The 26,126-nt window shown below is 44.8% G+C and carries 26 protein-coding genes and 1 riboswitch; of the genes, 19 read left to right on the top strand and 7 right to left on the bottom strand.

Annotation, left to right across the window (positions count from 1 at the left end; translation table 11 throughout):
- The first annotated feature begins 220 nt into the window (after positions 1-220).
- Positions 221-1,234 carry an acyltransferase gene (locus tag VJL_RS00135; protein WP_038874577.1) on the top strand — a complete coding sequence of 338 codons (1,014 nt, stop codon included), beginning with the start codon at positions 221-223 and terminating at the stop codon, positions 1,232-1,234.
- 1 nt (position 1,235) lies between these two features.
- On the opposite strand, the gene VJL_RS00130 is transcribed toward VJL_RS00135, so the two are convergent.
- Positions 1,236-1,565 (bottom strand): DUF2500 domain-containing protein, encoded by a 330-nt coding sequence (locus tag VJL_RS00130; RefSeq protein WP_038872539.1) that lies wholly within the window; start codon positions 1,563-1,565, stop codon positions 1,236-1,238.
- Positions 1,566-1,806: 241 nt separating this feature from the next.
- Between VJL_RS00130 and VJL_RS00125 the strand changes: the two genes are divergently transcribed.
- From VJL_RS00125 to VJL_RS00110, 4 genes are all read left to right on the top strand, one after another.
- Positions 1,807-2,172 (top strand): hypothetical protein, encoded by a 366-nt coding sequence (locus tag VJL_RS00125; protein ID WP_005430355.1) that lies wholly within the window; start codon positions 1,807-1,809, stop codon positions 2,170-2,172.
- Between the two features lie 1,020 nt (positions 2,173-3,192).
- Complete coding sequence (locus VJL_RS00120; RefSeq protein ID WP_038872542.1) at positions 3,193-3,813, top strand: lysoplasmalogenase; 621 nt, start codon at positions 3,193-3,195, stop codon at positions 3,811-3,813.
- Positions 3,814-3,882: 69 nt separating this feature from the next.
- Complete coding sequence (locus VJL_RS00115; RefSeq protein ID WP_038874575.1) at positions 3,883-4,104, top strand: YecH family metal-binding protein; 222 nt, start codon at positions 3,883-3,885, stop codon at positions 4,102-4,104.
- A 111-nt stretch (positions 4,105-4,215) separates the two neighbouring features.
- Complete coding sequence (locus VJL_RS00110; protein ID WP_038872547.1) at positions 4,216-4,800, top strand: YhgN family NAAT transporter; 585 nt, start codon at positions 4,216-4,218, stop codon at positions 4,798-4,800.
- Between the two features lie 66 nt (positions 4,801-4,866).
- On the opposite strand, the gene VJL_RS00105 is transcribed toward VJL_RS00110, so the two are convergent.
- Both VJL_RS00105 and rsmD read right to left on the bottom strand, forming a co-directional pair.
- Positions 4,867-5,133 (bottom strand): DUF1145 domain-containing protein, encoded by a 267-nt coding sequence (locus VJL_RS00105; protein ID WP_038872549.1) that lies wholly within the window; start codon positions 5,131-5,133, stop codon positions 4,867-4,869.
- Between the two features lie 25 nt (positions 5,134-5,158).
- Complete coding sequence (rsmD, locus tag VJL_RS00100; protein ID WP_038874573.1) at positions 5,159-5,758, bottom strand: 16S rRNA (guanine(966)-N(2))-methyltransferase RsmD; 600 nt, start codon at positions 5,756-5,758, stop codon at positions 5,159-5,161.
- A gap of 223 nt (positions 5,759-5,981) precedes the next feature.
- On the opposite strand from rsmD, the gene ftsY reads away from it, so the two are divergent.
- The 6 genes from ftsY (at position 5,982) to glpG (ending at position 11,564) form a co-directional block, all read left to right on the top strand.
- Positions 5,982-7,250, top strand: a complete 1,269-nt coding sequence (gene ftsY / locus VJL_RS00095) for a signal recognition particle-docking protein FtsY (protein ID WP_038874571.1) — start codon at positions 5,982-5,984, stop codon at positions 7,248-7,250.
- A gap of 22 nt (positions 7,251-7,272) precedes the next feature.
- The gene (ftsE, locus tag VJL_RS00090) at positions 7,273-7,947 is read left to right on the top strand and encodes a cell division ATP-binding protein FtsE (RefSeq protein ID WP_005535654.1); all 675 of its coding nucleotides are present in this window, start codon (positions 7,273-7,275) and stop codon (positions 7,945-7,947) included.
- On the top strand, positions 7,937-8,905 hold the full coding sequence (gene ftsX, locus VJL_RS00085) for a permease-like cell division protein FtsX (protein ID WP_038872556.1): 969 nt from the start codon (positions 7,937-7,939) through the stop codon (positions 8,903-8,905). The genes ftsE and ftsX overlap by 11 nt, the downstream gene beginning before the upstream one ends.
- A 175-nt stretch (positions 8,906-9,080) precedes the next feature.
- Positions 9,081-9,938 (top strand): RNA polymerase sigma factor RpoH, encoded by an 858-nt coding sequence (gene rpoH, locus VJL_RS00080; protein WP_038872559.1) that lies wholly within the window; start codon positions 9,081-9,083, stop codon positions 9,936-9,938.
- 466 nt (positions 9,939-10,404) lie between these two features.
- Positions 10,405-10,725, top strand: a complete 321-nt coding sequence (gene glpE, locus VJL_RS00075) for a thiosulfate sulfurtransferase GlpE (RefSeq protein WP_038872561.1) — start codon at positions 10,405-10,407, stop codon at positions 10,723-10,725.
- Positions 10,725-11,564, top strand: coding sequence for a rhomboid family intramembrane serine protease GlpG (gene glpG / locus VJL_RS00070; protein WP_038874569.1), 840 nt, complete (start codon positions 10,725-10,727; stop codon positions 11,562-11,564). The genes glpE and glpG overlap by 1 nt, the downstream gene beginning before the upstream one ends.
- 97 nt (positions 11,565-11,661) lie before the next feature.
- Here glpG and VJL_RS00065 read toward each other — a convergent pair whose 3' ends face one another.
- On the bottom strand, positions 11,662-12,072 hold the full coding sequence (locus VJL_RS00065; RefSeq protein ID WP_038874567.1) for a flagellar basal body-associated protein FliL: 411 nt from the start codon (positions 12,070-12,072) through the stop codon (positions 11,662-11,664).
- A gap of 153 nt (positions 12,073-12,225) precedes the next feature.
- Between VJL_RS00065 and VJL_RS00060 the strand changes: the two genes are divergently transcribed.
- Positions 12,226-12,765: a chorismate lyase gene (locus VJL_RS00060; RefSeq protein WP_038872568.1), complete on the top strand. Its 540-nt coding sequence runs from the start codon at positions 12,226-12,228 to the stop codon at positions 12,763-12,765.
- The gene (gene ubiA / locus VJL_RS00055; RefSeq protein ID WP_038872570.1) at positions 12,766-13,620 is read left to right on the top strand and encodes a 4-hydroxybenzoate octaprenyltransferase; all 855 of its coding nucleotides are present in this window, start codon (positions 12,766-12,768) and stop codon (positions 13,618-13,620) included.
- An 87-nt stretch (positions 13,621-13,707) separates the two neighbouring features.
- Here ubiA and plsB read toward each other — a convergent pair whose 3' ends face one another.
- Entirely contained in the window at positions 13,708-16,134 is a 2,427-nt protein-coding gene (plsB, locus tag VJL_RS00050; protein ID WP_038874565.1) for a glycerol-3-phosphate 1-O-acyltransferase PlsB, read from the bottom strand.
- A 368-nt stretch (positions 16,135-16,502) separates the two neighbouring features.
- Here plsB and lexA point away from each other — a divergent pair, with 368 nt between their 5' ends.
- The 3 genes from lexA to dinF all read left to right on the top strand — a co-directional run bounded on the left by lexA (position 16,503) and on the right by dinF (position 19,830).
- Positions 16,503-17,123, top strand: a complete 621-nt coding sequence (gene lexA / locus VJL_RS00045; protein ID WP_038872575.1) for a transcriptional repressor LexA — start codon at positions 16,503-16,505, stop codon at positions 17,121-17,123.
- Between the two features lie 233 nt (positions 17,124-17,356).
- Positions 17,357-18,151: a class I SAM-dependent methyltransferase gene (locus VJL_RS00040; RefSeq protein ID WP_038874562.1), complete on the top strand. Its 795-nt coding sequence runs from the start codon at positions 17,357-17,359 to the stop codon at positions 18,149-18,151.
- Between the two features lie 335 nt (positions 18,152-18,486).
- Positions 18,487-19,830, top strand: a complete 1,344-nt coding sequence (gene dinF / locus VJL_RS00035; RefSeq protein WP_038872577.1) for an MATE family efflux transporter DinF — start codon at positions 18,487-18,489, stop codon at positions 19,828-19,830.
- A 69-nt stretch (positions 19,831-19,899) separates the two neighbouring features.
- Here the strand turns inward: dinF and sthA are convergent, their stop codons facing one another.
- Complete coding sequence (sthA, locus tag VJL_RS00030; RefSeq protein WP_081634891.1) at positions 19,900-21,330, bottom strand: Si-specific NAD(P)(+) transhydrogenase; 1,431 nt, start codon at positions 21,328-21,330, stop codon at positions 19,900-19,902.
- A 261-nt stretch (positions 21,331-21,591) separates the two neighbouring features.
- Here sthA and fabR point away from each other — a divergent pair, with 261 nt between their 5' ends.
- Both fabR and VJL_RS00020 read left to right on the top strand, forming a co-directional pair.
- Positions 21,592-22,233, top strand: coding sequence for an HTH-type transcriptional repressor FabR (gene fabR / locus VJL_RS00025; protein ID WP_010444457.1), 642 nt, complete (start codon positions 21,592-21,594; stop codon positions 22,231-22,233).
- The gene (locus VJL_RS00020; protein WP_038872582.1) at positions 22,233-22,598 is read left to right on the top strand and encodes a YijD family membrane protein; all 366 of its coding nucleotides are present in this window, start codon (positions 22,233-22,235) and stop codon (positions 22,596-22,598) included. The genes fabR and VJL_RS00020 overlap by 1 nt, the downstream gene beginning before the upstream one ends.
- A gap of 64 nt (positions 22,599-22,662) precedes the next feature.
- On the opposite strand, the gene trmA is transcribed toward VJL_RS00020, so the two are convergent.
- Complete coding sequence (trmA, locus tag VJL_RS00015; RefSeq protein ID WP_038872585.1) at positions 22,663-23,772, bottom strand: tRNA (uridine(54)-C5)-methyltransferase TrmA; 1,110 nt, start codon at positions 23,770-23,772, stop codon at positions 22,663-22,665.
- Positions 23,773-23,956: 184 nt separating this feature from the next.
- Positions 23,957-24,157, top strand: a riboswitch (cobalamin riboswitch).
- A 58-nt stretch (positions 24,158-24,215) separates the two neighbouring features.
- On the opposite strand from trmA, the gene VJL_RS00010 reads away from it, so the two are divergent.
- Positions 24,216-26,090: a TonB-dependent receptor domain-containing protein gene (locus tag VJL_RS00010; RefSeq protein ID WP_038874557.1), complete on the top strand. Its 1,875-nt coding sequence runs from the start codon at positions 24,216-24,218 to the stop codon at positions 26,088-26,090.
- Positions 26,091-26,126: the final 36 nt, after the last annotated feature.

The raw sequence follows: 26,126 nt of genomic DNA, 5'->3' as shown, positions 1-26,126 counted from the left end.
TTCGCTTCATCAATGGAGTGAAAGAAATGGAGACTCATCAACAAGCTACTGCATGATCTTCCATACACCACATTTGACAATAGCTCACCTATTTTGCAAATCAATGATATTGGCGCGTCATCGCTGAGTTAAAAATAAGCAAAAACAGATTGTTAACTATTTAACTGGATGAAAATTACCCTATGCTATAAACGTGAAGTCACTCAAAGTAGGTAAGGGTATGAGAGAAAGGGTTCTATTTTTCGACTTATTACGTTGTGTCGCTGCCATCGCAGTGATCGCGATTCATGTGCTAGCGCCATATCGTAATGAGTTGGGAGTGATTCCGTTTGACCAATGGTTGACGGCTGTCGGGGTAAACAGCGTGACTCGCTGGGCAGTACCTGTATTCATTTTGATTACTGGTGCTCTAATGCTCAGTGATACACGACCTTTTGATGCCAAGTACTACGTTAAACGGCGTTTAGGCAAAGTATTAGTACCTTTTCTTATTTGGTCGATGTTTTATGCCTACTTGTCGGGTTGGACAGCACAAGGCTTCGATTTTGAAACGGTTAAAGAAGTGGTGAGTAACAGTCCACATCACGCGACTTACTATCACCTCGGATTTTTCTATTACTTTATTCCGCTCTATTTTGTTATTCCGTTATTCCAATGGGTGGTGCGTAACTGCGATGATAACGTTCTCTATGCGTATCTTGCTGTTTGGCTGCTGACCAGCACTTTGTTCCTATTTAAGATTGATGGCCCTTGGAGCAATCAATACTGGCTTTACATGGGATATTTGCCGCTCGGCTATGTGCTGTTTAAGAGAGTGCCTCTTAATCGCACCACTGTCAGCATTTTTACTGGGCTTGGGCTCGTGGCGTTGGCGGTGACGTTTACCATGGTGGTGGCCAACAGTTTAGAAGCTGATAAATATACCGTAGGTCGTTGGTTTTCATACAAAACACTGAATGTGATTCTCGCAGCGTCTATGATCTTTATGCTGTGCCGCTACTTTGGTGAAGGTCTAACACCTAAAGTGCAAAAAGTGGTGAGCTTTATTAGTCAGCACAGCTTAGGAATTTATTTGTTGCACCCAATCTTCTTGTGGCCAATGAAAGCGTTTGGTTGGTATCAGGGACACCCAGCTTGGGTAATACCAGTTTGGATCGTTTTGAGTGGAGCTGGGGCCTTGGCGATGAGTTACTTGTTCTCTAAATCAGCCAAGACCCGTTGGCTATTACCTTAGATTAGCGTTTTAAGGCGAAGTGAAGGAATTTATCGCCACAGTAAGTCAGTGTGCCTTTATCACCAGGGTTTAAGGCGTGGTAATAGTGCACACCGATTTGAAACTCGCGTTTCGGGCCAATAGAGCCGCGCTGAACGTAAATCCAATATTCCTGATCGTCTTGTCCAGGTTCTGCTTCTGGTACTTCTATCGCTTGTTTATCGAGTATGGTGACTTGAGCGCTTTGTTCAGGCGCGTCTTCGCCAAAGTAGTGCTTGCTGTAGAAGCGAAAGAATACCCAAGCTCCGAGAGCAATCAGGGTGAATAGAGCCAAAATAAGTGAGATTGGCATGATAACCTCCAATGTTTCATTGGCATCTATTTTACAGAACTCCCTGATTAAACTATGAGTTGAGATAAATTATTCGTGATCTAGTAAAAGGGATGTAGGTTTTATTCGGCACACTTCACATTTTATATGCGTGCAAGAGCACAATTTAAAAGGAAATTTGCACTTAACGACTCGAAAAAACTCTGAATTTGTAGAAGAATGAAATGACAGACACAGGAAGGGTCAAGTAAGGAGGGTTACGATGTCAGATATTGAGAAAGTAGTCATGCGTACCCGAACGATCGAAAAACTTCTGCGTACTCAATACCACGCGGAAGGGAAAGGGTTGCATCAACTGATTACCAGTTGTGAAGAACGCTTACCGCATGATGTCGTTGCAAAACTGCGCTTTATTGCGACGGTCCGTAACAAAGTTGTCCACGAAGAGGATTATAAACTGGATGACAGAAAGGGTTTTCTTGCTGCATGCGATGCGTGTGAAAAGGAACTCACACCGAGAAGTTCACGCTTTATTTGGCGAGCTGCGATTTTGTTAATGGCCTTGATTACGCTTGCTGCACTCGGTTTTTACTACATGCATTGGGACATACTAGTTAAGCATCTGTAGACGGCAAAATTTGAATAATAAAAAAGGGACGCGAAAGCGTCCCTTTTTTATTGGAAACAGTAACTTAGTACATCATTGGTAGTGTCATTAAACCAACAACCACTGCAATCATTACCAGCCCTTGTTTTTGAGAAGAAGAAATCATAACACTACCCCTAAAATCATTGATGAACTCGATGTAAATAATATAGCACTGTTTTTGAGCTTTGATCAACTTCAAAGCGGAAAAGTTTTCAAAAATCGCACTTAACTAGGGTGTTTTTACCCTAAATTGACTAATAAAACTGTGTTTTTTGTGCTGCTCTTTAAATGTTCGACTTGTTGTTTTTGTCTTCTTTTTGTCTTTAAGTTGCTGATTTTATAGTGTTAAATATGAGTAATGTTATGATGAAATAGTGTTTCTTGTATCAGTGTGGATGTTGGTTGGCTATTTTTGCTGAATTTCTCAAAAGTTGAGAAAATTATGTTTTGTGTTAACGAGAGTCACTCTTGTAGACGTCTATTGTGCTCAACTTTTCCTATCTGATGAGAAAATCTCAATGCGATAAGGGGGTAGCTATAATCCATGCTAGTTAAGGTTGGGTTTTGATGGTTTTTCTTATCTATGCTTATTTATATCAGTTGCTTATGTGTTTTTGATTGAACTTTTATACTCTCAGATTATTGGGCTAATCACGGTTTGTATTGTTGGGAGGAGGCATTTTTGCCTTTCTGAGTGGTCAGAGGTGGTGGATCTGACTTTTGTGTTGGTTATTTGCCCGTAACGGTTGTATAGCGAACAAATTGATGGTTTGTTTTTCAATTTCTGAAGGTTAGAGTTCTGATGAAATTATCGATAACAAACAGATTCAGATAGCTCAGTTCAATGATTGTGAGAAAAACGATAATCAGTAATTGAGCCAGTTACGTTTACAAAATGTTGTGATTCGCTAGCGAGATCCAACTTTCGCTGATAATGCCTTTACATCAAGATTGGTCTACCTAGACTAGCGGCGAGATTACGTGAAAGGTGTATACGGCATGTGGAGTTGGTTAGCGATAGGGCTATCAGGGTTATATTCCGTGTTGGGGGCGAGACAAGCCAATCCAACGCAGTCTCTGGCATTTAAAATCTTTACTCTGTTGTTGCTTTTGATCTTAGCGTTGACTGAAGGTGCATCTGCAGTACCTACCTACTGGATCGCTGGTGGACTGTTGGTCTCTGTATTTGCCGATACACTGCATTCCTTTAAATCTCGCAAGCCACTCTACTTTGCGGGCTACTTACTCGCTCAAATCCTTTATAGCAAATCATTTTGGGTTCAGCTCAATGGGGAAATTGTTTGGTGGTTACTCGCATTGCTGCTTGCTGCTAGTGTTGTGGCGTTCTTCTTATTGCTACCACAGCTCGATTCCATGGTTTTTCCTGTTGTTATCATGGGCATCATGTTGGTTCAGCTTGCTTGGGCGGCGGGGGAAGTTTGGTTGCAAGTACCAAGTTTTGCTAATGCGCTTGGGTTTAGTGGCACCTTAGTTATGATCTATTCAGCCTTGGCGTATGCGATACATGGTTATCGTAAACCGATGAAACATGCCTATGTTTGGGTGAGTGGCAGTTATTTCTTGGCTCATGCATTAATCGTTGCATCTATCATTTACTAATTTAGGTCAAAGTAAGCGGTCAGGTTTTGCGTAAACTAGACGGATTCAACTTAATAACTGGAGTCGATGATGACCGAGATTCATGCTCACAACTTACTTAACCTACTTCGAGAAACGCCAATGGATCGTGATGAACTGGCAGCTCACTTTGGTACAGATGTGCGTTTCCATACCTGTAAGCTGAATGATCTAGACTTAGGTGCATTGCTAGAGTTCTTGCTAAAGCGCGAAAAAGTACGCGAACTGGAAGGTAAGTTTGTCGTGAATATGGCACGCGTTTGTAACCACTAAGCTGCGGCTAAAAATTGTTGATGGAGGCGAAGCATTCATTTCGTCTTCTATCATATCTTCACTGAATCACTTTGTTATACTGGCCGCCAAATTTTCAGTCGAGGCCAGAACATGGATATTCTTTCAGCAGCGACCATGCTGTTTCTTATTATGGACCCACTCGGAAATCTTCCGATTGTGTTATCCATTCTCAAACACCTTGATGCAAAACGCCGCCGTAAGGTGCTGATCCGTGAATTACTGTTTGCCTTGATGATTCTGATGCTGTTCCTTTTTGCGGGACAAAGCATCATGAGCTTCCTCCATGTTCAACCGGAAACGCTGAGTATTTCTGGCGGGATCATTCTTTTCATCATCGCGATTAAGATGATTTTTCCAAGCGCAGGTAGCATTACTGGCCTTGCTGCAGGTGAAGAGCCGTTTATTGTGCCGATGGCGATTCCTATGATTGCTGGCCCTTCAGTGATCGCAGCGTTGCTTTTATTGTCTTCTCAGCATCCAGACAAAATCATGGAGCTGTCTGCTGCTGTGTTGATCGCTTGGGGTGCAACTTTCTTCATTTTGATGTTCTACAGTTTCTTCCATCGTATTCTTGGTGAGCGCGGTCTGAAAGCGATTGAGCGTTTGATGGGTTTACTGTTGGTGATGATCTCAACCCAGATGTTCCTCGATGGCGTGAAGAGCTACATGGGCTAAACCTCCGTCAATTTGATGAATACAAAAAAAGCCGCTCATGTGAGCGGCTTTCGTTTATTTGTCTTTTTACATCATGTGCTTCCGACGAATATCGAGAAGAGCAAAGATGCCGAATATCAAAATGGAGTACTTTTCCCAACTGCTCATCTTAATCTTGTCGCCAAATGCGCCAATGAAGATTGCCATTTGCAATCCATGCATGATGAACAGAAAAGCCGTCATGATGTACAACGCAATGGCCGCTTTGCCAGGGAAGGGCATAAAGAAGTTGAGGATCAATATGAACCAGACGAAGGCGATGGCTGCTTTAGCCAGTATCAATAATGCTTTCATTTAACTATCCTTTTAAATTGGGGCTTTAAGCTGATGTGCGTTCATACAGACGGTAACTGACCTGGCCTGCGGTTTTCTCTCGGTGCAGTCGCCAGTTGTCAGGAAGCCCAGCAATACTTAGCTCTTTTTCAGTTTCAATATAAATCATCGCATCTTCTGCAAGCCAGCCGTTTTGCTCTAGCAAGGTCACGGTTTCATCTAATAAGCCTTTGCGAAACGGCGGATCAATGAATACTACGTGATGCGGTGTACCTGGTTGCTTTAAAAAGCTCAGTGCGTCGGTGTTGACGACTTTAATGTTGTTAGTATTCAACGAGGCAACATTTTTCTGCAATTGCTGAAACGCTTGTGGGTTCAGTTCCACCATCGTCACTTGGTTTGCTTGGCGAGAAGCTGACTCAAAGCCTAAACCACCAGAACCTGCGAATAGGTCGAGACATTTCGCTTGCGGCACATCTTGAGCTAACCAGTTAAATAGGGTTTCTTTCACACGATCCGTGGTTGGGCGTAATCCTTCTGCATCATGAACAGGGAGTTTTCGACCTCTCCATAAACCACTAATAATGCGAACAAAGCCCGTTGTTGGCTTTTTTTGTGATGAGTTTTGCTGGCGACGTCTTACCATAGATTTTTTGACCGCTAATAAAGTGATACTATATCCAATCGCCCAAGCTTTGAGCTTGGATATAGCCCAGAATATTCAAGATGACAGAGTGTAACACTAATAAGATTAGATTCACCTAATTGGAAAGTTTTCACAACTTTGTCATTAGCCTTTTCTGTAAAGATAATAATCTTGTCAGAAAAGAGTCATTAATAGATAAGAGCACAATCTAGGATAGCCCCAGATGACGGAAAAAAAGAAGCGCGGATTACTTTCGTGGCTAGGTTTTGGTGATGAAGAACAGACCCAAAAACCGACAACAGATGAATCAGTAAAAGAAGAAGCAGAAGCAGTAGAAGCGCCAGCTGGTGAGCAACTGCAGGTGGAAGAGGCTGCCGAACAAGCAGAAGAGAAAACCACACTTGAAGAAGAGCCGGAGAAGGGTGAACCTGTCCTAGCAGAAGCAGAAGCAGAAGCAGAAGCAGAAGCAGAAGCAGAAGCAGAAGCAGAAGCAGAAGCAGAAGCAGAAGCAGAAGCAGAGGAGCCACAAGTACCGGTTGCGCCTCGTGTCCAAGAACAAGAAAAGCCAACCGAAAGCTTCTTTGCTCGCCTTAAGCGCAGCCTAAGCCGCACGAAGGCAAACATTGGTGCGGGTTTCTTCGGTTTGTTCAGCGGTAAAAAAATCGATGAAGACCTTTTCGAAGAATTAGAAGAACAGCTGCTTATCGCTGACGTGGGTATGAACACCACGACGAAAATTATCAATAACTTGACCGAAAAAGCGTCACGCGGTGATTTGAAGGACGGCGAAGCACTCTACGGCCTGTTAAAAGAAGAGATGGCAGAAATTCTAGCGAAAGTAGAACAGCCACTTGAAATTGATAGCAGCAAAACCCCTTACGTTATCTTGATGGTTGGCGTTAACGGCGTCGGTAAAACAACCACAATCGGTAAGCTGGCGAAGCAGTTCCAAAGCCAAGGTAAGAAAGTCATGCTGGCGGCGGGTGACACCTTCCGTGCTGCAGCGGTTGAACAGCTACAAGTATGGGGCGAGCGTAACAACGTTCCTGTGATTGCTCAGCACACTGGCGCAGACAGTGCTTCGGTTATCTATGATGCGATTGAAGCGGCAAAAGCGCGTGGCGTCGATGTGGTGATTGCCGATACTGCAGGTCGTCTACAAAATAAAGCTAACCTGATGGAAGAGCTGCGTAAGATTGTTCGTGTCATGAAGAAGATTGATGACTCTGCACCACATGAGATCATGCTGACGCTAGACGCAGGCACTGGGCAAAATGCCATTAGCCAAGCGAAACTTTTCAGTGATGTTGCCCCTCTAACCGGGATTACATTGACTAAGCTGGATGGAACAGCGAAAGGTGGCGTTATCTTCGCTCTTGCTGATCAGTTTGAAATTCCAATTCGCTACATTGGTGTTGGTGAAGGTATCGAAGACTTGCGTCCATTTGAAACTCAAGAGTTCATTGACGCTCTGTTTAGTCGTGAAGAGTAATTAGAGTTAGAGGAAATCAACGGTGATCAAATTTCAGCAGGTAAGTAAAGCTTACCGAGGTGGGCGACAGGCATTACAAAAAGTCGACTTTCACCTTCGACGCGGAGAAATGGCTTTTTTAGGCGGGCATTCCGGTGCAGGTAAAAGTACCTTGCTGAAACTGATATGTGCGATAGAACGTCCTACTGATGGCAAAATCCATTTTAATGGTCATGACATCACACGTATTTCTAACAAAGACATTCCGTTTTTGCGCCGCAATATCGGGATTGTTTTCCAAGATCATCGCTTATTGATGGATCGCAGCGTGTTCGATAATGTCGCGCTGCCGATGCGCATTGAATCGATTTCTGAAAATGAAATCAAACGTCGTGTTTCTGCGGCGCTAGATAAAACGGGTTTGCTCGATAAAGCCCGTTGCTTGCCAAGTCAACTATCAGGTGGTGAGCAACAACGTGTAGGTATTGCACGCGCTGTCGTTAATCGACCAACGCTGCTAGTGGCGGATGAACCAACCGGTAACCTTGATCCAGAACTGTCCAACCGTGTGTTGCGATTGTTCGAAGAATTTAATCGTGCTGGCGTGACGATTCTCCTAGCGACGCACGATATCGGGTTAGTAAACACTCGCCCACAATATCGTCATTTCGAATTGAACCAAGGCTTCCTAAGTGAGGTAGAAGACTATGGTAGGTAACAAGCGCACCCAAAAGAAAGGGAAAGGTCGCAGTGCCAAGCGTGCTAATACCGATGGTTTTTTCTCTGTTCATATCAAACAAGCTAAATCTTCTTTCGGCGCATTATGGCGTCGCCCTTTAGGTAACATTCTGACCTTGGCTGTTATCTCCATGGCGTTAGCAATGCCAGCTTGTTTGTATTTGTTAGGTAAGAATGTGGCTGGTGCAGCACAAGATGTTGCATCACCATCGCAAGTGAGTGCCTACTTAGTCGAAGGGATGCCTGACGCGCGCGTTATGGTGCTCAAAGATCAGATTGAAACATGGCCTTCTGTAAAAGAGGTGGAATATATTTCTCCGCAACAAGGTCTATCTGATTTAAGCCAGTACGCAGGGTTTGACCAAGCGCTAAGCCTATTAAGTGGTTATGCCTTGCCTGGCGTGTTGGTGATTACGCCTGATTCCGAACAAAAAAGCGCAATTCAGTCGCTTGCTAAACAAGTTCGTGAGCAACAAGACGTGACAGATGTTCGACTAGATGAAGATTGGTTGGCACGGCTTGATGCGATAAAAACCCTTGCTGGCATTATTGTCATTACCCTGACAGTGCTGATGTTGGGTGCTGTATTTTTAATCGTCGGTAATACATTGCGCTTTAATGTGTTGGCAAACAAAGAAGAGATTCAGACAATGAAGCTGATTGGTGCGACCGACAGTTTCATTCTTCGTCCTTACTTATACACTGGCATGTGGTTTGGTGTGCTTGGGGCGACCATTGCATGGTTAGTGACGGCATTGATTACGGTTGTCATGAATAACGCAGTTGAGCAATTGGCATCGTTATATGATAGCCAATTTCGTTTGATTGGCTTGAATTGGGATGAATCTCTACTGTTGATCATCACTGGTAGCTTGCTAGGTTGTATCGCCGCGCGCTTTTCAGCGCAGCGTCACTTGAAAGAAATTGAACCAGTTTAGGTGATAAGGGTCTTATACTTGGAATTTATTAGCACAAGCTAATTTTTACCCCTTGTATAGACCATTTGTTTATGGATAATTACTCGCCCTTCTTGAAACTTGTTCATTTTGAGTTCAAGATGGCCAAGCTAAATTGCAATGTAATGCTCCAGATCAGAGATTGATGAGGAATTGAATGACAAAAGAAGCGTATCCGATGGCTCTAGTCACGCAAGATAGCCTTGATAGCTATATTCGTTCTGTAAACAGCTACCCAATGCTGACACCAGACGAAGAGCGTGGGCTGGCAGAACGATTACACTACAACGGTGAGATAGATGCGGCGAAAGGCCTGATTTTGTCACACCTACGATTCGTTGTTCACGTTGCTCGTGGCTACTCAGGCTACGGCTTGCCAATGGCAGACCTAGTTCAAGAGGGCAACATCGGTCTTATGAAAGCGGTCAAGCGTTTCAACCCAGAAGTGGGTGTGCGTTTGGTGTCTTTCGCTGTTCACTGGATCAAAGCAGAAATCCATGAATACGTGCTACGTAACTGGCGTATCGTGAAGATTGCGACAACCAAAGCGCAGCGTAAACTGTTCTTCAACCTACGTAAGTCTAAGAAGCGCTTAGGCTGGTTTAACAACGGTGAAGTAGAAACAGTAGCACGTGAGCTAGGTGTTGAGCCTTCAGAAGTACGAGAAATGGAATCCCGTCTAGCGGCAGTGGACTCAACGTTCGATATGCCAATGGATGATGACGACAGTTCAAATTCGTACACAGCACCAATGGTGTACCTAGAAGACAAATCATCTGATGTTGCCGATAACATTGAAGCAGCAAACTGGGAAACACACACCAATAACCGTCTAGGCCATGCGCTTGCAAGTCTGGATGAGCGCAGTCAACGTATTGTTCGTTCTCGTTGGTTAGACGATGAGAAAGCAACACTGCAAGACCTTGCTGATGAGTTTGGTGTTTCTGCTGAGCGTATTCGCCAGCTAGAAAAGAACGCAATGAAGAAACTGAAACTTGCTGTTGGTGAGTTCTAACTTCTGCTTCTAATATAAAGTAAGATTTTCATAGAAAGCCGAGATCATGTGATCTCGGCTTTTTTATTTCCGATCCAAAATCGATAGCGTTTGCGATCTATTTTATCTGTGCTACCTGTGCATAACTCTGTGAAGTAATTATTCATCAACTGTTCGAAAGCCGGACAAAATAAGGCTTTGTCGTGGTTTTACTGCTGGGGATAGTTCTAAATATACACACAGTTAGATCAAGATCATCACTACATCTTGTGGATCAAAAGATCAAAATATACTTTATCAACGCAATTCACAGCTTTATCCACAAATGGTTGTAATGTGAACAGTTTAGAATGACCGGACTATCTCTGTGTCTAAGTTTGGCTTTGGATAGGTTACAATGGCGTCACTATACGCAAGTGACTTTAAGCGCCTAAATTTCAGTGCCATGAGGTTGCTTGGGTATATTAATAAGACAATGAGAAAGCAAATGGACCAGTTTCAACATATCGATGTACAAGGCGCGCAAACATTACTTGAGCAAAGTGAAGCTCGGCTTGTTGATATCCGCGATCCTCAATCCTTCGCAGTCGCTCATGCAGAATCGGCATTTCACCTTACTAACGATTCGATCGTGTCGTTTATGGACGAAGTCGAGTTTGAACAGCCTATTCTAGTAATGTGCTATCACGGCATTAGTAGCCAAGGTGCAGCACAATATTTGGTTAACCAAGGCTTCGAACAGGTGTACAGTGTTGATGGTGGCTTTGAAGCCTGGCAACGAGCAGAACTACCGATAGTGAGAAGTTAATGAAAAGATTGGTAACGTTAAATAACCCACGTATGGCGCAAGCCTTCATCGATTACATGGCATCACGCCAGGTTGATATCCAAATCATGCCGGAAGGTGAAGGGCAGTTTGCGCTTTGGTTGACGGATGCGCAGCACGAAGTTGAAGTTGAAGCAGAGCTCAAACAGTTCTTAGCCAACCCTTCTGATCCTAAGTACAGTGCCGCTTCGTGGAACGTTGCCGATACACGAAAAAGTAAGTTTCATTATGCGAGTCCAAGCATCATGGGCATGATCAAAGCGAAAGCAGGTCCGGTTACGCTCGCGATAATGATCACTTGTGCTGCTATTTATTTGCTTCAACTACTCGGTTTTGGACGAGGTGTATTTGATTGGCTGCACTTTCCTGCATTTGAAGGACAGCAATGGCAATTGTGGCGTTGGATAAGTCATGCACTGTTGCACTTTTCGATAACACACATTGTTTTTAACCTGCTTTGGTGGTGGCAATTTGGTGGGGATATTGAACGTCGCTTAGGTTCCGGTAAGCTCTTACAGCTCTTTGTTATCTCAGCTGCCCTATCTGGCGCAGGTCAGTTTTATGTCGAAGGTGCAAACTTTGGTGGCTTATCTGGCGTGGTGTACGCTTTGTTGGGGTACTTATGGATTCTTGGTTACCGCTTACCTCACCTTGGATTAACGTTACCAAAACCGATTATTGGTTTTATGTTGGTGTGGCTGGTATTAGGTTTTGTACAACCATTTATGGCCATTGCCAATACGGCGCATTTAGTGGGGTTCATTTCTGGAATGGCCATCGCGGTATTCGATTCTGGTAAGCAGAAATACCAACAAGCTTAGGTATGTAAAAGCATTCTAAGGTTACTGACATAGAGATGCTTTGCTGACAATAAAAAAGACCGCCGATTGGCGGTCTTTTGCATTTTGAAAAGCGGACTTATTGGTAAAGATATTTGGTAAACAGTAAGTCGGCAATGATGGTTTTGCCTGTTTCTGGTAGCAAGGTCTCGTTGAGTTCTTGGACCAACGTTTTTCGTAGGTCCTCACGACCAGACAACGACTTAATTGTATCTTCGGTTTGCTTACCGAGCAGTTCAATTACTGCATCGCGGATTAATGGTTGATGATGCTCTACCACAGCAAGGTCTTGCTGGCTCATGACCATAATATCGATACGTACCTGCACGTAGCCCAGTTTATTCCCTTTTGTGTAAAAGTTGGTGGTTAAGTCTGGTTCTAAGGAGAAGTACGCGAGCTGTGGTCCAGTTTCTTCTTTTTCGGCCCATGTAGGGGATGAAATAAGCAAGCTTAGCGCGACAATAATTTGGGCTACATAACGTTTGTACATATTTATAACTTTTCTTTCTCTGGATCGCGATATTCGAATCGCTTCAGTCTTGGTACAATAGACCGTCTAAAACAAATAACGGAACTTACAGTTTCAATAAGACGGTAAGTTGTTGCTTTATTGTACGCATAAAGCCACCAATTGAATACTAGTATGAATCAGCCGATATCACTCTATCTTACTTCTTTATTGGAAGTAGAGTGGCAAAACCCCGAAGAATTTGAATTCCCTAACGAATTCGCCAAGCATTGGCTTGAAGAACAGGGCTCTTTGTCACGTCGTTTAGGTCAGCACTGCCAACGTTTAACGGTGGAATTGCTGCATAATCAGATCGTCACTGCTAAGACGTTAAAACAGGATGAGAGCCAGCTATTGTCTGAGCAAGATTGCCTATTGAGAGAGGTGATTTTATGTGGAGACAATACGGATTGGGTCATTGGACGCACGCTTATCCCACGTACAACTTTGGTCGATCAGCAATATGACTTGGCTCAGCAAGGTGATATCCCGCTGGGCTTAACAGTATTTAGCGCTGACAATGTCGAGCGTGACGCATTACAGATGGGCTGGGTAAATCTACCTCATGGCCGTTTTTTGGCGCGTCGCTCACGATTGTGGATGAATCACAAGCCGATGTTGGTTGCCGAGGTTTTCTTACCTAATTCACCAGTTTACGCTAAGGAGAAGGTGTAAATGTCCGCAGAAAAAGCCAAAGCATATTGGCAACTGATGCGAATGGATCGTCCAATTGGCTCACTATTGCTCTTGTGGCCAACAGTCTGGGCGCTTGTCATCGCCGCTCAAGGCATGCCTAGTTGGAACGTTCTGATTGTTTTTGTGTTGGGCGTATTTCTGATGCGCAGTGCAGGATGCGTGATTAATGATTTTGCTGATCGTAAGGTTGACGGCCATGTAAAGCGCACCAAGCAACGCCCATTACCCTCAGGTAAGGTGACATCAAAAGAGGCCATTGGCCTGTTTTTAGTATTAGGTGTGAGTTCTTTCTTACTCGTCCTCACCATGAACCCACTAACGATTCAACTTTCGTTTGCGGGCATCTTCTTAGCCTTCATCTACCCATTCATGAAGCGTTATACCCACTTACCACAACTATTTTTAGGCTTAGCATTTAGCTGGGCAATCCCGATGGCATGGGCTGCACAAACTGGTGAACTGCCTTGGATTGTATGGTTTGTCTTTGCGATTAACGCACTGTGGACTATTGCTTATGATACCCAATATGCGATGGTTGACCGCGATGACGATTTGAAGATTGGCATCAAATCAACGGCGATTTTGTTTGGTCGTCACGATAAGTTGGTGGTTGGGATCTTACAGCTCATTACGCTGGCAATGTTGGTGTTGTTAGGCCAACACTATGAACTTGGTCAAAGTTACTATTGGATGATTTTGGTGGCCGCTTCGTTGTTTGTTTACCAACAGCATTTGATTCGTCATCGCGATCGCGATTTATGCTTTAAAGCTTTCCTCAACAATAACTATGTTGGGATGGTGGTTGCTCTTGGGTTGTTTATCGCATTTTGGTAAGCGCTCAGAAAACGCTCTGTGATCAGTCCTGGTATGAAAAAGGCGTCCAATTGGATGCCTTTTCTGTTTGTATCGAGGTTCTGCTATTTATGCATGAAGTTGGTGGATGCTCTCTTCGATGGTGAGCTTCACTTCCGGATAAAGTAGAACAAACAACAGTTTGGCAAATTGCTGCGTCTTTTCTAGGTCACAGTTACCATCACAATCTAAGTATTGCTGTTCTTTCAATGTATTGAACATTGCAGTGAAAACACCTTTGTCGAAGAACTCTGGCGCGTTAATACCGTGTAAACGACCCAAACGCTGTGCAATGTCTTGGCTCTTCTGTTCAAGGTCAGATTTACCAAGTTCTTGGTCTGCAACGAGCAGGTTCATTGCAATTGAGTAGCGTTGCAGTGTTTCAGTGATAGTACGGCCCAATAATACCAAGGATTGGTTGTTTGACTGGTTGATTTCCAGTTTATCGCCGTCTTGGCAAACCATCTTCTGCTCAATGAACTCGTTCAACGTCTTAACCACAAGCTCGTTCAAATCCTCTTCCTTATAGCTTAAGAACAGCTCTTTCTTCAGGAACGGGTAGATTTGAGCAACGTTCTCTTGAATCTTTTCTACGGTCACGTTGCGCTGACGAATGATCATCTGAGCAATCAATGAAGGTAGAGCGAACAAGTGAATGATGTTGTTGCGGTAGTAAGTCATCAGAATCGACTGGCTACGATCCAGCGAAATGATGTCACCCATGGTGTCGGTTTCAATCACAAACTTATCAAGTGAGATAGCGTGATCCACCAATTCTTCAGCCGTTTCTGTTGGTATTGTTGAAGTGTTTGAATATGGGTTGTTCTTAAGTAACTTCAGGTAGCATTCAATCTGGTTGATCAGAGAATCACGAGATAATGCACGTTGACGAGAAGCCAACAGCGCGGTCGCACATAGAGTTAGAGCGTTAGTCGCAGCCGCATCGTTAATGTGCGTCATCATCTTGTTTGCCAGACCGTTCACCACTGGGTTCATCCATTGTGGTTTACTGCCGCCCATACGATCGATGTCTTTCGTCCACTCAGGAGCGTGTTCATTCAGGTATTGGTTTAGCTGAATCGGCTCACCGAAGTTCACGTAACCAAGACCAAAGTTGCGCAGCTTACGCAGAGTACGCAACACAAGACCTGCGTTCTCTTTCTCTTTACGCGAACCACGCAGTTCTTTGGCGTAAGTACCCACTTCCATTACGTGTTCGTAACCGATGTACACAGGCACTAACGTTACTGGACGGTTTAGACCGCGTAGCATGGCTTGAATCGTCATTGCCAACATACCGGTTTTTGCTTGCAGCAGACGACCAGTACGTGAACGACCACCTTCACTGAAGTACTCCACCGAGTAGCCTTTAGCAAACAGCTCTGATAGGTACTCACGGAAAATCGTGGAGTACAGCTTGTTGCCTTTAAAGCTACGACGAATAAAGAACGCACCACCACGACGGAAGATTGGACCCGCTGGGAAGAAGTTCAGGTTGATACCCGCAGCAATATGCGGTGGCACCATACCTTCATGGTACAGAACGTAAGAAAGCAGTAGGTAGTCCATGTGACTACGGTGACATGGTACATACACGATCTCATGACCATCTTGCGCTAGGCGACGAACGGTCGAAGCGTTGTTGATGTGCAGACCTTGGTACAGCTTCGTCCACAACCAGCCAAGAATACGATCGCCGTTTTTCACCAAACCGTACGAGAAGTCCGCTGCAATTTCATCCATGATGCTGTGCGCTTCTTTGCGCGCTTTTTCAATCGAGATGTCTTTGCTTTGTGCTTCGTCTTCAATCGCTTTTTCAATCGCAGGGGATTTCATTAGACGTGCGAACAACACTTGGCGTTGTGGCAAGTTCGGCCCCGAGGCGGCAAGCTTTTGACGAGAGAAGTGAATACGAGCCACGCGCGCCAGCTTATGCGCAATGGCGCTGTCTGTACCGTGAGAGTCCGCCATGTAGCGCAGTGATACTACGGGGCTAAAACGCACCAAACAGTCACGACCAGCACCCATTACCGCTTTCGCTTTTTGTGGCCCATTCATTGGTTGAAGGTACGGTTTGTGGTTTTCTTCTTTACCAGGCTTACGACCCCAAAGTACGGTGGCAGGGATCATTTGTACGTCTAATTCACTATCGAGCTGGTGTAGCTCAAGTAGTTCAGTAAATAGAGAGACTGATTCGCTCGGTACATCATTATCATTGCTCATCACTGTTGGACGTGAAGCAATAAATACGTAGCGAGTAAGGGTTTTGCCATTAATTTCTAGCGGACTGAGTGGGTCAGGTAGACCAAGACTCATCGCTTGTTTTTGTAATGTCAGCAAATCCACGTTCGAACGAAATGGTAAGGCATAAACAATTGGCTTCGTTAGATCGATGTTGAGATCATCAATCGGGTTCGATGGAATTGTGGTGCCCTTTACCATTACCGATAAAGGTAGTTTTAGTAATGAACGTGAAAATGATTGTCCAGAAGACATAAAGTTCACAGCCTCAATAGGTATTCAAACAAGCCTAACCTTATTTCAGTGTCCGCTTCCTTTTCATCAACAGGAAAAGAAATAGGTACGGCTATAGAAATAAGCCTAGGCGATAAATTTTAAGCGCTGCAAGGATAACAGAAACTGGTCAAACCTTTTAATTTTATTGAGTGGAAATTAGTCGAACCCATAGGTTGTTGCTTTCTTTAGACTAAGGAAATCTTTTCTGTTTAAAACGCTAGTTAACTTGAGGTTTGTGGTGGCGTTCATAAAGCATCGGAAATAAATTAAAAAACAACCAATTGGGTTTTCATTTGTTCATTTACTGGATATACTCACAGTTAACTGTATAAAAAGACAGGTGACATATGAAGCCGTTAACGCCACGCCAACAACAAGTCTTCGATTTGATTAAAAGCAAAATCGAAGACACCGGAATGCCACCAACTCGTGCAGAGATTGCGCGTGAGCTTGGCTTCCGTTCTGCGAATGCCGCGGAAGAACACCTAAAAGCGCTTGCTCGTAAACAAGCGATTGAAATTATCCCAGGCGCATCTCGCGGGATCCGAATCCTACTTGAAGATGCGGCAAACGACGATCAAGGTCTGCCTTTGATTGGTCAAGTTGCTGCTGGTGAGCCGATTTTGGCTCAAGAGCATGTGGAGTCTCACTACCAAGTGGATCCTGCTATGTTCAAACCAAAAGCAGACTTCTTACTTCGCGTAAACGGCGAAAGTATGAGAGACATCGGTATCATGGACGGCGATTTGCTGGCTGTGCATAAAACTCAAGACGTACGCGACGGTCAAGTTGTGGTTGCGCGTGTTGATGATGATGTGACAGTGAAGCGTCTAGAGCGTAAAGGCTCTACAGTACTTCTGCACGCAGAGAACGAAGAGTTTTCACCAATCCAAGTTGATCTAACATCGCAACACTTGACGATCGAAGGTCTAGCAGTGGGTATCATCCGTAACACTGACTGGATGTAGGTTTCTTACCTCAAGCAATCTAATAAAGCCCAGCTCTCTGCTGGGCTTTATGTTTTCTGCGCTTTCTTTCCCATTTTGATTTTCTTCAAAGCATATTTCTTTTCTTCCAAGCATAGTTACGCTCGCACTGATTCAGATCGTTTGGCTGTTGCGTTAAAACTTGCAAGTGATATTGAGATTTATTATCATCTAGTTCCATTTAACCATTTTCTTTTCGGCGCAAGGAAATGCCCATGTCCAAGCCTCAACATCACGTACCTAATCATCTGTTGAAACCGTTGTTTTTGCGTAGCCGCGAAAGCTTGGTCGATAACGGCTTGGTGTACGATCCGATCGCTGCAAAAGCGTGCTTGAGCTGCAAAATGGCACCAGATTGCATCAGTGGCGACGTCGATCAGAAGCAGCTGCTGCACGTGACTTTAACTCAGTTGTGCGATCAGCAGGTCAGTCACTTTCTTCAACAACACTCAGACGCTTGGATCATCAACGTAGGTGCGGGCTTAGATACGCGCTTCTACCGTTTGGATAATGGTCGTTGTCATTGGATTGAACTGGATGTCACCGAGAATCTGGTTTGGCGTCAGCGATTGTTCCACAAAAACGAACGTTACGAGCATCGTTGCGGTAGCGTAGAAGACATGAGCTGGTTAGACGAGGTGCGCATTCCTGAAAAAGCACCAGTACTGATCCTGTGTGAGATGGCTTTACTCGATTGCGATGAATCGCGCGTTGCGACCTTTATTCAGACATTGGGTCGTCATTTTGTTTCGGCAGAAGTGTGCATGGTACTAGCAGGTGACTTAACCGAAAGTAAATGGGGACAGAAGCTCGGCTCAGATACGTATGCTCACGGTTTTGAAGCTCCGGCAGAGCAAGTCTTGCATTGGTTACCATGGGCACAATGGGTAAAAGCCTTCTCACCATTCGACCGATTCTGTTCACGTTGGAAAGCATGGCAACGTTGGCTGAATAAAATCCCAATGTTGAAGCATCGCCTCACGCCAGTCCTCGTTCACATCAAGTGGTAATTGGCTAGGCACGAGGGTCTGTTTATCTTTTGTGGTTAAATTTTGTTCGAGATAAAAGCGTTTTAATCGCGACGATAGGCGGACGGCTAGTTGTTAGCCGCCTAGTCACTCTAAGCAATGACCTATCAACAAAGAGTAAAGCGCTTTTAGTGGGGGCGCCCAGCCCGAACCCTTGGGCAGCTTTGCGGCTCTCTTGTACTGAGTTACTGTATTTCAAACTTTTCTCTTTTTTGATTGAATAGTAAGAACCCACAAACAGCTGCAAAAATAAGCTCTAAAGGTCAACAGACCCTTAGTACTCAGGTACACTCGCTGATCTAAACAACGAGGTGCCTGTGACAAACTCTATCTTCTCTCCTTTATCGAATCCTCAAGTGCATCGCCAAGTGTTAGCGCTCGCTATCCCTATGGTGCTTTCGAATATTACTGTTCCACTATTGGGCTTGGTTGACGCTGCGGTGATCGGTCACCTTGAACACGCTTGGTATCTCGGCGGTGTTGCGCTTGGTAGCACCATGATCAGCGTGACGTTTTGGTTGCTTGGTTTCTTACGCATGTCGACTACAGGGTTGGCGGCGCAGTCTTATGGCGGTGAAGACCGAAAACAACTCGCTTTGGTGCTTATGCAAGGCTCACTAATGGCATTGCTGTTTGCGTTGGTCTTTCTTATTGCTCATAACCCAATCGCGGACCTGATCTTTGGTTGGAGTGATGCCAGTGCTGAAGTGAAGCACTATGGCATGCAATATTTCTCTATCCGCGTATGGAGTGCACCTGCTGCACTGATGAACTTTGTTTTGTTGGGTTGGCTGCTTGGAACACAAAATTCCAAAGCACCAATGTGGATGGTGATCATCACCAACGTGACCAACATCGCGCTCGATTTACTGTTTGTGATTGGCTTGGGCTGGAAAGTAGAAGGCGCAGCGCTGGCATCGGTGATTGCTGATTACTCAGGCATGGCGTTTGGCTTGATGTGTGTGTGGAAAACATGGCGTGCACGTCAGTTACCATCTCCGAAGAGCCTGCTAACCGATACTCAACATGGGCTAGGGCGTTTCGTAAAACTCAATCGCGATATCTTCTTACGTTCGCTATGTTTACAAGCTACGTTTAGCTTTATGACTTTCCAAGGTGCGAGCTTTGGTGATGATGTGGTTGCGGCTAATGCGGTATTGATGAGTTTCTTGATGATGATTTCCTATGGCATGGACGGTTTCGCTTATGCCATGGAAGCCATGGTTGGTAAAGCGATTGGCGCGAAAGACCGAGCGCAACTCAGTGCTTCGTTGATTGGTACGTTCTTCTGGAGTCTGATCATCTGTTTAGGTTTGACAGCGGTATTTGGTTTGGCGGGATCGCAATTGATCGCCATGATCACTTCGATTGACGCGGTGCAGCAGCAAGCGTCGATATATTTACCATGGCTGGTGGTCATGCCATTGGCATCGATGTGGTGCTTCCTGTTTGATGGCATTTTTGTTGGTGCCACCAAAGGTAAAGACATGCGAAACAGTATGTTTGTGGCGACTTGCTGTTTCTTCGCGATATTCTTTTTGTTCTCTGGCTGGCAAAACCATGCGCTATGGTTTGCGATGACCAGTTTCATGGCAATGCGAGGGGTTGGACTCGGCGCTATCTTTTTCTATCAATGGCGCAAGGGACGCTTTCTTGTCTAGTTACACATAAAAAAAACAGCAGGTTGAGACCTGCTGTTTTAGCTTTTGGATCATGGCAACCCAATTGAATTAGAATAATCGGTTCAAACCGTTCAGTGCTGCTACGCGATAGGCTTCTGCCATCGTCGGGTAGTTAAAGGTGGTATTGACGAAGTATTCAATCGTATTGGCTTCACCTTTTTGTTCCATGATGGCCTGACCGATGTGGATGATTTCTGCAGCGCGCTCACCAAAGCAGTGAATACCAAGAATTTCTTTGGTTTCACGATGGAAGAGGATTTTCAAGCTGCCGATGTCTTTACCTGCAATCTGTGCACGAGCGAGATGTTTGAACGAAGAGCGTCCCACTTCGTAAGGCACTTTCGCCGCAGTCAGTTCTTGTTCGGTTTTACCCACTGAGCTGATTTCTGGAATGGTGTAGATACCCGTTGGGATGTCATCAATTAGATTGCCGTCAGCTTGTCCTTTAGTGATGGCTTGTGCCACGAAACGACCTTGGTCATACGCTGCACTCGCTAGGCTAGGGTAGCCAATCACATCACCGACTGCGTAGATGTGTTCCACTTCTGTACGGTAGTTACCATCTACTTTGAGTTGTCCGCGTGAATCACCTTCAAGTCCGACCGCAGGTAAGTTGAGTTTGTCTGTGTTACCCGTTCGACCGTTAGCATACAGTAGGCAATCGGCTTTCATCTTCTTACCCGATTGAAGATGTACGATAACGCCATCTTCGGTGCCTTCAATTTTCTCGAATGTTTCATCGTTACGAATTACCACGCCACTGTTCCAGAAGTGGTAAGACAATGCATCTGAGACTTCGTTATCTAAGAAAGAGAGCAGACGGTCGCGAGTGTTAATCAAGTCGGTCTTCACGCCTAAACCGCGGAAAATAGATGCGTATTCACAGCCAATCACGCCCGCACCGTAAATAATGATGTGGCGAGGGTCGTGTTTCAGACTCAGGATGGAGTCGCTGTCGTAGATGCGTTCGTGCAAGAAGTCGACGTCGTTCGGTTGGTAAGGGCGGGAGCCCGTGGCGATGACGAACTTATCTGCCGAATAGATTTCTTCTGTCCCGTCACTTTGCATCACGGCAATGGAGTAATTATCGATAAAACGCGCAGTGCCGAATAATAACGAGCATGAGTTGCGATCATAAAAGCCCTGACGAAGTCGCGTTTGCTTGTCGATGACCGATTTTGCGTGGCCTAAAATGTCAGAAAATGTTGCATGAAGGCTGGTGTTATTACGACAGAATAGCGGGTTGCTATTGAATTCAATGATTCGGCTAACAGCGTGACGCAATGCTTTAGATGGTATGGTTCCCCAGTGCGTACAACCGCCACCAACACTGCTTTCCTTTTCTACGATGGCAACATTTAGGCCTGCTTTGGTTAACCCCATTGCCGCCCCTTCTCCGCCCGGGCCACTACCAATTACGATCACGTCATAGTGATTAACATGCGCCATGATGTCTTCCTTGTTATATTTGTTTAACATTGCTGTAGCGGGATTTTAACTCATTTACTCTAGGAGGAACATGTTATGCCGACTAGAGAGTGGAAGTGATCACGCAGAATCAACCAAAAGAACGAATTGGTATGTTGCATGTCTACTATTTGGATGGAGAGGATTGCAATTGGATGCATGCCAGTAGTAACGTGCTCGCCGCTTATTGGCAGACAACGTTACTTTATACGTGGGGTCGATATGCGTTATATTGAGGTTCTTGTACCCGATAGAAAAAGAGCAAGTTTAAGAATGAAATCGATGGGAATCCGCGCGCAGCAAAAAGAAAAAACACGTCGATCACTGATCGATGCGGCATTTAATCAACTCAGTGCGGACCGCAGCTTTTCTAATCTCAGCTTGCGAGAAGTCGCCCGAGAGGCTGGAATTGCGCCAACTTCTTTTTATCGTCACTTCAAAGACATGGATGAGCTTGGCTTAACCATGGTAGATGAAGGCGGTTTGTTGTTACGCCAACTAATGCGCCAAGCGCGTCAGCGTATTGTCAAAGAAGGCAGTGTGATTCGAACTTCGGTTGAAACCTTCATGGAATTCATTGAAAGTAGTCCTAACGTATTCCGCTTATTGTTGCGTGAGCGCTCTGGCACTTCTTCTGAATTTCGTACTGCCGTCGCTCGAGAAATCCAGCATTTTGCGGCAGAATTAACCGAGTATTTAATAAGCACTGGCATGACCAAAGAAGAAGCGTTTACTCAAGCAGAAGCGTCAGTCACTTTGGTATTCAGTTCTGGTGCTGAAGTTTTAGATTTAGATCGACGCGAGCGCGATGAACTCGCCGAGCGATTGATCATGCAATTGCGAATGATAGCCAAAGGGGCCTATTGGTATCGCAAAGAACGTGAACGTAACCGATTAAAAGGCGGGATAGAATAATGTCGAATGGAAATAAATCTGAAAAGAAAACGCTGATTTTGGCACTGGTTGCAGGTATGTGTGGTGATGCTTTATTGTCATGGTTGACCATGAGTGAAGTATCTTTCTCAATCTTCCCTTTGATTGCACTCGTGCTAGCAGTACAGGCGCTTTACCAAGAATACCTTAACAACCCTGTATCAGAAGATATCCCGCTAGTTGGTTTGGCGTGTTTCTTTGTTGGTGCATTTGGCCACTCTGCTTTCATCAAAGCACAATACCCAGAAGCCGGCTCTAACTTCTTCGCGATTCTGGTTTCAATGATTCTGTTGGCTTGGGTTGGTAAAAAGCTGGGTTTTATGGAGAAGAAAGCTTCTGCTGAATAAGCAAAACAAATTCAATAAAAAGCGAGCCAATGAGCTCGCTTTTTTTGTATTTGACGCTGGTGGATTACGCTTTACGTTCTAGTAAAACGCCCGCTTCCATATGGTGTGTGTAAGGGAACTGGTCAAACAGAGCAAAACGAGTCACGTTGTGCGTTTCACATAGAATGTCCAAGTTCTCTTTCAAAGTATCAGGATTACAAGAGATGTACATGATGCGCTCGTAACCTTGCACCATCTTACAAGTGTCGACATCCATACCTGAGCGTGGTGGATCGACAAAAATCGTGTTGCAGTTGTAGCTCTTTAGATCCACTCCTGCATCTTGTAGGCGGCGGAATTCACGTTTACCTTCGATTGCTTGAGTAAATTCTTCTGCTGATAGACGTAGGATTTGTACGTTATCAATCTCATTTGCTGCGATGTTGTATTGCGCAGAAACCACAGATGGCTTCGCCAATTCAGTTGCAAGAACGCGGTCGAAGTTTTGTGCCAGCGCCAGAGAGAAATTACCGTTACCACAGTAAAGCTCTAGTAAGTCGCCAGTGCTTTCTTGAGTGCAGTCGACCGCCCATTCCAGCATCTTCTCTGCTACTTTGCCGTTTGGCTGTGTGAAGCTATTTTCAACCTGCTGGTAAATGTAGCTTTGACCGTTTACGTCCAGCTTTTCGATCACGTAGTCGCGGTCTAAGACAATCTTCATCTTACGAGCACGGCCAATGATGTTTAGGTTGAAGCCTTCATCATTTAAACGTTGCTTAAGTGCTTTTGCGTTTTCAATCCACTCTTCATCAAGTTGGCGATGGTAAAGCAGTGAAACCAGAATCTCGCCACTTAAGGTCGATAGAAAATCCACTTGGAACAGCTTGCGACGCAAGGATTCATTATCTTTCATCGCATCCACTAAGAGTGGCATTAGGTCGTTGATCAGACGGCTAGCTGCTGGGAATTGGTCTACTCGATATTTCTCACGAGTTTCCTGATCGAACATGATGTAGTACAGGTCTTCACCTTCATGCCAAACACGAAACTCAGCACGCATACGGTAATGCTGCTCTGGTGATTCAAACACTTCCAGCTCTGGCACGTTGTATGGCGCGAACATATCCGTGAGACGTTCGACTTTTTCAGCCAGTTGTTCTTGGTAGCGTTGTGGATTTACATCAAGAGTAGCCATGATCTTACCTTTTATGGTGCATTCAATTTTAGAGCGCAGATTTTATTCAATCTCAACAGTATGTCCAGTTTTGTACTCTATTTGGTTTAAAGATAGTGTGTTCTGTGTCAGTTGATACGCAAATGAACCAAAACGTTACAATTGTTAGGGCTAATATTGGCTGGACAAATAATCAATAGCTTAATAGTATTTGCCCCAAGCTGGTGCTATCTAGCAATCTAGATGGCTGAAATGGGAATCTGGTGAGAATCCAGAACTGACGCGCAGCGGTAAAAGAGAACGAACGCTCATCAAGACACTGCATTAGTTTATGTGGGAAGTCGAGCAATTAGGTGGTACTGCCATGCTCTTGAGTCCGAATACCTGCCAGCAACTGAGCCACAGCACTGGACTACTTAAAACGAGTAGGGCTCGGTAGGAATTACGCGAATTAGGACAATACAATGAGAAAAACGTTTCTTGCGATCACGTGTGCATCGCTGCTTTCACCTACCTTTTATTTACAGGCCCAAGAAGCCTCTGCAGACGAAACGGTTGTGGTTACCGCAAACCGATTCCAGCAAATTGATGGTGCGGTTCTCGCACAAACCGTTACGGTAACTAAAGAAGATATTGAGCGCCTGCAAGCAAACAGTCTGTTTGATGTGTTCCGTACACTACCGAGTGTTGAAGTTGCTCAGTACGGTGGACGTGGTCAATCTGCCTCTATTTATGTGCGAGGTGGTAGCTCATCCCAAGTTCTTGTTTTAGTCGACGGTGTGCGCATGCCACGCGCGATAATGGGCGGCGTCGATTTTAATCAGTTTCCAATCAATTCTATTGAACGTATCGACTACATTCGTGGTGCGCGTGCTTCTATTTACGGCTCAGAAGCGATTTCTGGCGTCATCAACATTATTACTCGAGCAAACATTGATAGTGATGCAAGTCGTGTGTCCGCTGGTTATGGTTCGGACAATCATAAAAAAGGAACGTTTGTTGTCTCTAAGCCAGTCGGTGAAGGTAAACACTTTAAGGGCGTATTAGGCTACGAGAAAACCGATGGTTTCAATGTGAAGCCGTTGCCAGGTGTGAATGATGGCGATGAGCACGGCTTTGAAACGCTCAACCTAAAACTAGGCTACCAACAAAACTTCTCTGATAACTTATCAGGCTACGTTGGTCTGAGTGCTTACAATAATGAGTATGACTACGACAACAGTAGTTATGGAAACCCAGCATGGGGCACCGTTGATAAACACGAGAAGAAAACCGGTGAAGTTGAGTATGTTGGTGCAGACCTATCATTGGAATACAACAAAGACGTGTACTCATCTGAGTTGAAATTGGCTTACGGCCAGCAAGACAACTATGACCATAAATCAGGTCAAAGCAAATCAACCGGCGATCACGTTGCTATTGAGCAGTTCAATGCGATTTGGTTGAACTCGTACAGCGTAAACGAAGAGCTGAGCGTTGGTGGTGGTTTGGACTACCGCACAGAAAAGCTAACCAAGGGTTATATTGCCCCAAGTGATTGGGGACCTGCTAAAGATTACGACCCAGAAAAGAACCCAAGAACCAATTTTGGTGCTAGCGCAATTGCTCAATATGCGTATGACGTATGGACGTTAGAAGCGAGCGTACGTAACGATGAAAACAACCAATTTGGCAACAACACCACTTGGCAAACTGCTGCGGGTTGGAAGTTTTATCAAGGTTATGAATTAACGCTAAGCCACGGTACAGCTTTCCGAGCTCCGAGCTTTGTTGATTTGTATTATCCAGGCTACGAAATGCCAAATCTAAAACCTGAAGAATCAGAAAATACCGAGCTGTCACTATCGGGAGCTGTATCGATCCTTGATTGGACGGTAACGGGTTACTACAACCAAATTGAGAACATGCTAATTTGGGAAGGTGCGGGCATGCAAAATGTCGGCGAAGCAGAAATCAAAGGTGTAGAACTAGAGGTGAAATTCGATACAGATATCGTTTCTCATGAGTTTTACTTAGATTACAAAGATCCAGTCGATAAATCTGGTGCAGAAGATACTCAACTGGCATACCGCGCCAAGCGTGGTGCTAAGTGGAATGCTTACGCGACGTTTGACCAATGGACATTGGGCTCACAGTACCTTTACCAAGGTGAACGTTTTAATGGCAGTACAATATTATCGAGTTACAGCCTATGGAACTTCACCGCTTCTTACGCGGTGAACCAAAACTGGGATGTTAATGCGAAGCTAAGTAATGCCTTCGATAAAGATTACGAGATGTACTCAGGTTACGCGACGCCGGGGCGTCAGTACTTTGTCTCGGCGGACTACCGCTTCTAATCGAATCCAACAAGACCGCCACATCGGCGGTCTTTC

The organism is Vibrio jasicida CAIM 1864 = LMG 25398 (assembly GCF_000400365.1).
GTDB lineage: Bacteria > Pseudomonadota > Gammaproteobacteria > Enterobacterales > Vibrionaceae > Vibrio > Vibrio jasicida.
This window is presented reverse-complemented; position numbering and strand designations above follow the sequence as displayed.

Coding starts and splice junctions, on each gene's coding strand:
- rsmD (WP_038874573.1), bottom strand. CDS start 5,758: ATGGTAAGACGTCGCCAGCAAAACTCATCACAAAAAAAGCCAACAACG.
- VJL_RS00110 (WP_038872547.1), top strand. CDS start 4,216: ATGGATATTCTTTCAGCAGCGACCATGCTGTTTCTTATTATGGACCCA.
- fabR (WP_010444457.1), top strand. CDS start 21,592: ATGAAATCGATGGGAATCCGCGCGCAGCAAAAAGAAAAAACACGTCGA.
- VJL_RS00020 (WP_038872582.1), top strand. CDS start 22,233: ATGTCGAATGGAAATAAATCTGAAAAGAAAACGCTGATTTTGGCACTG.
- ubiA (WP_038872570.1), top strand. CDS start 12,766: ATGTCCGCAGAAAAAGCCAAAGCATATTGGCAACTGATGCGAATGGAT.
- VJL_RS00125 (WP_005430355.1), top strand. CDS start 1,807: ATGTCAGATATTGAGAAAGTAGTCATGCGTACCCGAACGATCGAAAAA.
- lexA (WP_038872575.1), top strand. CDS start 16,503: ATGAAGCCGTTAACGCCACGCCAACAACAAGTCTTCGATTTGATTAAA.
- VJL_RS00010 (WP_038874557.1), top strand. CDS start 24,216: ATGAGAAAAACGTTTCTTGCGATCACGTGTGCATCGCTGCTTTCACCT.
- sthA (WP_081634891.1), bottom strand. CDS start 21,330: ATGTTAAACAAATATAACAAGGAAGACATCATGGCGCATGTTAATCAC.
- ftsX (WP_038872556.1), top strand. CDS start 7,937: ATGGTAGGTAACAAGCGCACCCAAAAGAAAGGGAAAGGTCGCAGTGCC.
- plsB (WP_038874565.1), bottom strand. CDS start 16,134: ATGTCTTCTGGACAATCATTTTCACGTTCATTACTAAAACTACCTTTA.
- rpoH (WP_038872559.1), top strand. CDS start 9,081: ATGACAAAAGAAGCGTATCCGATGGCTCTAGTCACGCAAGATAGCCTT.
- ftsY (WP_038874571.1), top strand. CDS start 5,982: ATGACGGAAAAAAAGAAGCGCGGATTACTTTCGTGGCTAGGTTTTGGT.
- VJL_RS00060 (WP_038872568.1), top strand. CDS start 12,226: ATGAATCAGCCGATATCACTCTATCTTACTTCTTTATTGGAAGTAGAG.
- VJL_RS00105 (WP_038872549.1), bottom strand. CDS start 5,133: ATGAAAGCATTATTGATACTGGCTAAAGCAGCCATCGCCTTCGTCTGG.
- VJL_RS00120 (WP_038872542.1), top strand. CDS start 3,193: ATGTGGAGTTGGTTAGCGATAGGGCTATCAGGGTTATATTCCGTGTTG.
- VJL_RS00115 (WP_038874575.1), top strand. CDS start 3,883: ATGACCGAGATTCATGCTCACAACTTACTTAACCTACTTCGAGAAACG.
- glpE (WP_038872561.1), top strand. CDS start 10,405: ATGGACCAGTTTCAACATATCGATGTACAAGGCGCGCAAACATTACTT.
- glpG (WP_038874569.1), top strand. CDS start 10,725: ATGAAAAGATTGGTAACGTTAAATAACCCACGTATGGCGCAAGCCTTC.
- VJL_RS00130 (WP_038872539.1), bottom strand. CDS start 1,565: ATGCCAATCTCACTTATTTTGGCTCTATTCACCCTGATTGCTCTCGGA.
- VJL_RS00065 (WP_038874567.1), bottom strand. CDS start 12,072: ATGTACAAACGTTATGTAGCCCAAATTATTGTCGCGCTAAGCTTGCTT.
- VJL_RS00135 (WP_038874577.1), top strand. CDS start 221: ATGAGAGAAAGGGTTCTATTTTTCGACTTATTACGTTGTGTCGCTGCC.
- VJL_RS00040 (WP_038874562.1), top strand. CDS start 17,357: ATGTCCAAGCCTCAACATCACGTACCTAATCATCTGTTGAAACCGTTG.
- trmA (WP_038872585.1), bottom strand. CDS start 23,772: ATGGCTACTCTTGATGTAAATCCACAACGCTACCAAGAACAACTGGCT.